General features: G+C 37.1%; 2 protein-coding genes. Both read left to right on the top strand.

What is annotated here, in order from left to right:
• The coding region (locus G530_RS17100) for a LamG-like jellyroll fold domain-containing protein (protein WP_035716625.1) at positions 1-5,789 on the top strand (5,789 nt) is incomplete at its 5' end.
• Positions 5,790-5,949: 160 nt separating this feature from the next.
• On the top strand, positions 5,950-6,372 hold a 423-nt coding region (locus tag G530_RS17725), incomplete at its 3' end, for a SprB repeat-containing protein (protein ID WP_035716623.1).

The raw sequence follows: 6,372 nt of genomic DNA, 5'->3' as shown, positions 1-6,372 counted from the left end.
ATTTTGACTGTTCCAATTTAGGCTCAAATACCGTAACCCTTACCGTTACGGACGCAAATGGTAACAGTAGTACAGCAGATGCTTCAGTTATCGTTCAAGACAATGAAGATCCGGTAATTGCTGCGGTTTCCGAAATAACTGTTTCTAATCTTAATGGAGAGTGTCGGGCAGTTGTGACAGTCAATAATCCAGTCGTCTCAGATAATTGTTCTATAGATTCTGTTACTGGAACAAGGGATGATGGTTTGGCAATAACCGCATATTACCCTTTAGGAACTACGGTAATTACCTGGAATGCTGAAGACATTAATGGTAACCAGGCTGAACCTATTACTCAAAATATTATAGTACTGGATAATGAGGCTCCCGTGCCTCCAACAATCAATAATATCGAATGGGGCTGCGAGTATACCGCAGAGATACCAGTTGCGGTTGACAATTGCGATGGGAATGTTACGGGAACTACTACAGATCCAATTACATTCGATTCCAATGGGAATTATACAATCGACTGGAAATTCACTGATGACGCAGGGAATACATCAAATGTAACTCAAAACATAAGCATAGATCTTCTTGAACAAACCGTGAGTCAGGTAAATGTAGACTGTAATAATTCCAATACTGGGTCTGCTACAGCCACGGCATTAGGCGGAATTAAACCTTATACATATACCTGGAATACTCTTGGTACCGGGGCAATTAAGACTGGATTAAGTGAAGGTACATATTATGTGACCGTTTCAGACGCCAATAATTGTAAGGTTACAAAGGAGGTCATAATATCTCAACCAGATGCCCTTTCCATCAATGGAACTACAAGTCAACCAACTTCCTGTTACGATAACGGCACAAATAACATTGAAGATGGAAGCATAAGCGTTGGAGATGTATCGGGAGGAACTCCACCTTACCAATATTCATTAGATAATGAAAATTTTCAGTCATCAACAGAGTTTACTGGTGTACGCGCAGATGAATATACCGTCTTTGTAGTCGATTCAAACGGATGTGCGCTTCAGGATTTTATTACTGTAGACCAACCTGATGAGGTAAGCGCTAATATCTCGAAAGCTAATTTATCCTGTAACGGAGATAGTTCAGGATCAATTAATATATCAAATGCTGCAGGTGGTAGTGGTGAATATGAATATTCTATTGATAATAATACCTGGCAGTCTGAAAATAACTTTGCCGGATTAAGTATAGGAGACTATTCGGTTTATATAAGAGACAGGCTTTCTCCTTCGTGTGCAATTTTACTTGATGATGCCCTGAAAATAACCCAACCCGAATTATTAACAGCAACGGCAACCAGCACCCGAACCACTGCTTATGGCAGTGCTACTGGTTCTGCAACCGCTAATCCTGCTGGAGGAACTCCTGGATATACCTATGAGTGGAGGAAGCTGGATGATAATAATAATCCTGGGAGTGAGGTTCTCGCTAACACCAAAAGTATAAACAATATACCAGCAGGAAATTACCAGGTAACAGTAACAGATAAAAATGGCTGTAAAGCAACAACCTCAAAAGAGGTAATAGACAAAGTGTTTGTTGAAATTATCGCATCCTCTCTTTGCGATGATGTAGAAAATGAACTTAGAACGTCTAGATTTTCTGTTAATCTGGAAACCATTGCAGGAGGTGTAGGGCCCGTAACAGAATTCACCTATTCCTGGAAATTTGGAACTTCTGCCAGGCCAGAAAGTACAAGTGGTGAAGGTGAAATAAAGGTAGAATATGATCAACCAGGGGATAAAGATATAATTCTAACCGTAACAGATGCATCTGGTATTTCGAGTGATTATCAATTTATTCATTATGCTGGAAAGTGTTTTGAAGACTGCGGTCAATCTCAGAATTTTCAAATTGACCGGAATAGTTTTTACATAGGAGATGGATCGGGCAATGTTATAGATTCTGATAATTGCTCTCAAAATATTGAAAAATTTTTATGGTTTGAAATAACTAAAAGCTCAAATATATATGCATTAAATACCGAACTGGTCTATACCATTACCGATGAAAATGGAAATACTACTGAAAAAAAGGCAATTGACTGCTTCGGAAAAGATCTAGATTCTAGAAGCAATAAAATTGAATGGGAACTAATTCCAACAGGATTATATCGGTTATTTAAAATTACAGAATCTACAAATCTTGATACTGAAATTGAGTGGTCTTGTGGGAGCAGCTTCGAGATTGAGGCCTTATCCATGCGGTATGTAACAAACGACAAAAAGGAATGTGGGGATACTAATAGAAATGCCTGTATTGGTCTCTCTGATGAGGTTGGGGTAAGTACGCCAATTATCGCAAATGCGCAACCAACCGATGCAACTTGTTTTATGACTGATACTGGGTCTATTTCATTTTCTGCATCGGGAGGTATAAGACCCTATTTTTATAGTATAGATGGAGATATCGAAGATAATTATTTCAATACTAAAGACTTCTATAACCTTCCCGCCGGAGTCTATAGCAATTTGTGGGTTAAGGATAATCTTGGTAAAAAGATCCAACTTCCAAGAGTTGAAATAAAAGAACCTTCAGAAATTGAACTAGAGATAAATCTAGTTAATGATCCAGATTGCTATGGCGTAGTAAGCGCTAAAGCTGAAGCATCTGGTGGAACACCTGGCAGTTCAGGTTATAATTATCTTTGGAATGATGAAGCAGAAAGCACAGAACAAACTGTAGCTCTATCACCGGGCGATTATACCGTGACAGTAACTGATGCTAATGACTGCCAGGAGATCTCTTATATCAATATATCAGAACCAGAGGAGTTAACTACTCCAGAGGCCGGAGATAATCAGGAATTGGGTTGCGGGATTTTTTCAACAACATTATCTGCAAATAACCCGGAAAACGGAATTGGTAATTGGTCTATAGACGAAACTAATTCGGATAGTGGAGGTAGCATTACAAATAATTCAGACAATGAATCTGTATTTTCTTCGGAGGGTGCAGGTAGTTATACCTTAATTTGGACAATTTCTAATGCTGATGGTCAATGCCCTAAAAGTGATTCGGTTACTATTAATTTCTCCGGAGATTGTAATAATCTGGATTTTGATGGAGTTGATGATTACATTGGCATGACAGATAATTATGGATTTACCTCTGGTAATTTCACAATTGAGTTATGGGTGAAACCAGAAAATATAACTGGTTTGAAAACAATTCTATCTAAAAAGGATAAGGCAGCAAATTCAGTTGGATATGACCTTATTTTAAATGGAGGTTCTCCTACTTTCAGATGGGGATCAAAATCTGCAACCACTTCCAGAAAATTAACTACTGCACGCTGGCATCACATTGCAGTAGTTTTCAAACAAAATTCTGCCAGACTTTTTGTTGACGGTATAGATATTGGAAATGCAAATGGATCTAATAACCCAGCTGTTACAGCTGCGCCATTTTTACTTGGTGCAATTTATGATTCTAGCACTCCAAATAACCCTAAAGATTACTATTCAGGGTGGATGGAAGAATTACGAATTTGGAAGACAGCCCTAACCCCAAAGAACATCAGGTTTATGATGAATCAAAGACTTAAAATTCCTGATAATATTAACTCTACTACTATTATTGAAGGAAAAGAAATACCAAATAAATCCATTGCAGGAAGCTACTATACAGCAAATGACCTCAATTTGGATAAAGATGGTGAACCTTTTTACAATTTAACCTGGGGAAACCTGGCTGGATATTATCCAATGATTTCTATCGATCCAGATCCTCTAAACATTCTTGATATTGATGAAAACTTAAAACCATCAAACGGTAGCACTCCAGATTTAGCCATTAATAATATACCCGGAAGGTTATATAATATAGAAACCAATCAGAATAATACGGCTCCCCTCCCCTATATCTCAATTCAAGATGGAGAATGGTCTTTAAAAACAACCTGGTTAAGACCTTCAGTCTGGGATAACCCAAATAGCCATGGGATTGATAATGCTACAGCTATTGATTGGAACATAGCAAGGATTAAAAATAAAATAAGTTCAGGAAAAGACATCAAGCTTTTAGGCCTGTATTCAGAATCTGGAGAACTGGAAATGAATGGAACCATAAAAATGACTGGTGATCAATCTGGTACCGGAACCGGAAATGGATTAACCATTTCTCATTATCTTAAACTAGATGGCTCTATAGATCTCAATGGAGAATCACAATTAGTTCAACCACAAGGAAGCATTCTTGATTCAAGTAGCAGTGGTTCAATAGATATAGACCAGCAGGGAACGGCAAATAGTTTTAATTACAATTACTGGACCTCACCGGTTTCTTTGACTGGCGGGGACAATAATTCCGGATTTAAAATCAAAGAAATTTTATTAGATGCTTCAGATCTTGAAACTCCAAAAGCCCTTAGTTTTAATTATCAATATCACTGGGCAGATTATTACGATAGTTCTCAGGAAAGACGAATTAGCACCTATTGGTTTAATACCTTCCAGGGAACTGCCGATGATTATTTCCAATGGGCACAGGTTGCAGAAACTGACCTTTTACTTCCAGGCATAGGTTATACCATGAAAGGAACTAAGGGGTATGTTCCAATTTCTGATAGACAGAATTACACTTTTCGTGGTAAACCAAATAACGGAGATATATCTGTAGATGTTGCTCCTAATCAAAATTTATTAACCGGAAACCCATACCCTTCTGCGATAGACGCTCTTGATTTCATACAGGATAATATTAGCGACTTTAACGGCAGCCTTTATTTCTGGGACCACTTTGGACCAGTAAATTCACATTACCTTGAAGAATACATAGGTGGTTACGCGGTATATAACCTTTCAGGAGGAATTTCCACCGCTTCGTCTATAGATTCCAGGATAAATACCGATACAGATCTTAAAGGAGATAAAAGGCCCGGACAATTTATTCCAGTGGGGCAGGCATTCTTCATCAATACTAAAGGAATATCCAATCCAGCTGCTATAACTTTTAAAAATAAACACAGGGTTTTCGCCACTGAGTCTGAAGATGAATCTCAATTTCATTCTCAAGAAGATCTAAAACCTAAAAGAGGTCAGGAAGGTACAGGTAATAAAAAAGATACCAGATATAAGATTAGATTGAAATTTGAATCCCCTAAAGGATATCATAGGCAAATATTGGCAGCTGCAGACACAAGGTCTACCAATGGATTCGATCTGGGATTTGATGCTCCTTATATTGAAAACAACGTTGAAGACATGTACTGGTTGATTAATAATGAACCTTTTGTAATTCAAGGCGTTCCAAATTTTAATTTAGACCAGGTTTTATCTTTAGGAATTAGAATTGATGAACCAGGAGCTTATACTATAAAGATTGACGGACTCGAAAACATTGGTTCAGACTTCAATATTTATCTCAAAGACCTTCTTAATGGTTCCTATCATAAAATATCTGAAGAGCCATATAAAGATACAATCGAAGAAACAGGTGTTTTCAATGATAGATTTCAACTGGTATTTAGAAACCCGCAACTAAATAATCCCGTAAAAGATGAAATTGATCCTGAATTAGAGAATACTTCAATAACATTGCAATATTCCAAAGAATCTGATGAGATATCGCTTTATAATCCTGAACGGTTAGATATCGATTTGATAGAGCTATATAGCATTACTGGACAAAAAATAAAGACATTTTCTGAATTTCCGTCGGAAAAATTAATTACTCTAAGCATAGATCTGAAATTAAGTTCTGCCGTGTATGTTCTCAAAGTATATTCAGGTGAAAAATTTTACTCTAAAAAGCTAATTATTAGCAAGTAATGGAAAACCCTTATTTTTATAGGCATTCCTTGAGTTAGGCTTATATTTTTTTTCAAAATATGTAACAACCAGTGTATCAGATTATTATTTTAACACTATCTGAATGCACTTTATCGATTTAATACGTACTTTTACCGATGAAAATCTAGATCGGTAGCCTATGTATAAAACTACTTTTGGACCCCGAATCCATTATGTGTTTATTTTATCGCTAATATTTTTAACCCTTTCCGCATGGACGGGTGGGAATTTATTTGCGCAGATTTCTATTACCGTAAATTCAACAACAAACGCTTCCTGTCCGAATGTCTCAGATGGTGAAATTAATATATTGGTACAGGGCGGAACCGCTCCTTACACTTATGAATGGAATGGACCAGGCACTTTTCAATCTTCAGTAGAAGATATTTCAGTCTTAGAAGCTGGTTCATATAACATAACCGTTACAGATAGTTCAACCCCCACACCACAGTCTGAATCAAAAACCATAAGTATTACTGATCCAGACAATACAAATCCAACGATTACAGCCCCTGCTAATGTACAGACAGATACAGATACCAATGACTGTAATGCTTCCAAT

It is taken from the genome of Christiangramia echinicola DSM 19838 (genome assembly GCF_000423065.1).
Lineage (GTDB): Bacteria > Bacteroidota > Bacteroidia > Flavobacteriales > Flavobacteriaceae > Christiangramia > Christiangramia echinicola.
Note: the sequence above shows the minus strand (reverse complement) of the source record. Positions and strands in the feature narration are given on the sequence as shown.